Source organism: Streptomyces viridochromogenes (genome assembly GCF_001270495.1).
Lineage (GTDB): Bacteria > Actinomycetota > Actinomycetes > Streptomycetales > Streptomycetaceae > Streptomyces > Streptomyces viridochromogenes_A.
The window spans coordinates 1-1,506 of the sequence record NZ_LGUR01000069.1 but is presented as its reverse complement, the minus strand read 5'-3'; the positions used below and the strand labels follow the sequence as shown (position 1 = coordinate 1,506).

At 72.6% G+C, this 1,506-nt stretch carries 1 protein-coding gene; it reads right to left on the bottom strand.

Features of this window, described 5'->3' with window-relative positions; all coding sequences use genetic code 11:
• Window positions 1–1,506: SpnB-like Rossmann fold domain-containing protein (locus ADK36_RS08800; RefSeq protein ID WP_199830137.1), on the bottom strand; the 1,506-nt coding region annotated here is incomplete at both ends.

The window sequence follows — 1,506 nt, the reverse complement described above, 5'->3', positions numbered from 1 at the left end:
GGTGAGGAGGAGGTGTCGGGCGCCGTGGTGGGTGATGAGGTGGTGGGCGACGAGTCGGCCGAGGGTGCCGGTGCCGCCGGTGATGAGGATCGTGCCGTCCGGATCGAGCGGACGGTCGTCGAGTTCCGGTGTGGTCCGCGTCAGCCGCGGCACATGCGACATGCCCTGCCGGACGGCGAGTTGAGGCTCGTCGAGGGTGGGGAGAGGGGTGGCGAGTCGCGTCAGGGGAACGCTGCCGTCGGTGTCGATGAGCGTGATGCGACCGGGGTGCTCGGCTTGGGCGGAACGCAGCAGACCGGCGGCCGCGGCGGCGGGCAGGTCGGTCAGCGCCTCGTCAGCGGTTACGGCGACAGCGCCACGGGTGACGGCGAGGAGACGTGTGTCCTGGAGGCGAGGGGCGGACAGGTACGCCTGGACGACGTCCAGGACACGGCCGGTGAGGGCACGGACGGCGTCGGCGTCGATCGCGTCCCCGCCGGACATCTCCAGCGCTAGCACGGCGGGGACCGGCTCGGCCTCGGCCACCGCGCGCACTTCGTCGGCGGTGGCCACCCGGACGACACCGGACGACGTGCCCTGCCACCGCATTGAAGCCTGCTCCCACGCGACGCGGTAGAGATGCCGCTCCGGTCGCTCTGGCCGCTCCGGTCGAGCCGTCTCCGCCCCGTCGAACGACCGGGTGACCACGGCACCGACGGACCCGACCGGAACACCGGTGACGTCAGCCAGACGCATGCTGATCGAGCCCTGGCCGTCGAGGGCCAGATGGACGCGGAGGGCGGTGGCACCGTCGGCATGGAGATGTACGTCGGTCCACTCGACCGGCACGATGAGCTGCCTCTCGGCGCCGGTGAGCCGCGCGGCGGCGTGCAGACAGGCGTCGAGGAGGGCGGGGTGGAGACCGTAGCCGTCCGGGTCGCCCGCGGTGTCGGGCAGGGTGACTTCGGCGTAGAGACCGGTGCCCTGGGTCCACCCGTGGAAGGCGGCGTCCTCGATCGGGACGGCTCCGGGCGGGGGCCACTGGGTGAGGTCGAAGTCGGGTGCCGGGGCCTCGGCGGACAGGCGGGCCGAGGCGTGGCGGGTGAACGGCTCGCCCGGTGCCGCGTCGTCCGGGCGGGAGTGGACCTGCGCGGTACGTCGGCCGGACTCGTCGGGCTCACTCACGCTGACCCGGACGTGCACGCCACCCTCGGCGGGGATGGACAGCGGGACTTCCACGACGAGTTCGCCGAGGTGGCTGGTGCCGGTCTCGTCGCCGGCCCGGATGAGGAGGTCGACCAGAGCGGTGTCCGCGGTGGCGTGGTCGGCGAGCCAGGGGTGCGTCGTCAGGGACCAGCGGGAGGTGAACAACAGCCCGCCGGTGGCCGGGTCTTCCGCCAGGGCGCCGAGCATGGGGTGTTCGACTTGGGCCAGTCCTAGGTCTGTTGGGTTGCCTGGGGTGGTGGCGGTGGTGAGCCAGTAGGGGTGGTGTTGGAAGGCGTAGGTGGGGAGGTTGATGGGGGTGGG